This window comes from Acinetobacter sp. Lyrl_1 (assembly GCF_051948795.1).
Lineage (GTDB): Bacteria > Pseudomonadota > Gammaproteobacteria > Pseudomonadales > Moraxellaceae > Acinetobacter > Acinetobacter towneri.
The window spans coordinates 1-336 of record NZ_JAYJLK010000128.1 but is presented as its reverse complement, the minus strand read 5'-3'; the positions used below and the strand labels follow the sequence as shown (position 1 = coordinate 336).

Annotated in this window: 1 protein-coding gene; it reads left to right on the top strand. The window is 39.0% G+C overall.

The window, feature by feature from the left end; all coding sequences use genetic code 11:
• Positions 1-336 (top strand): transposase (locus VF675_RS13850; RefSeq protein WP_440205406.1); only part of this gene is annotated, 336 nt, incomplete at both ends.

Genomic DNA, 336 nt, shown 5'->3' with positions numbered 1-336 from the left:
TCAGCAATAAAAAATCAGCAAGGCGCTCTTTGGGATGGGTTCCCTTTAAAAAGGTGGCTATCAAATATGCCACTGGATATGTCCAGTATGGAAAACACCAATTTAAGCTTTGGGATAGCTACGGTTTAAGCAAATACACGTTAAAAACAGGTTCATTTGTAGAGGATAGCCGTGGGCGTTGGTATGTATGTCTTGTTGTTGAATCGCCTAAGCAAGATAAATCGACAGCAACCAAAGCGATTGGTATTGATCTAGGCTTAAAAGATATTGCCACCTGTTCTGATGGCACTGTAATTTCAAATCCAAAATTCTATCGAAAATATGAGCAGAAATTAG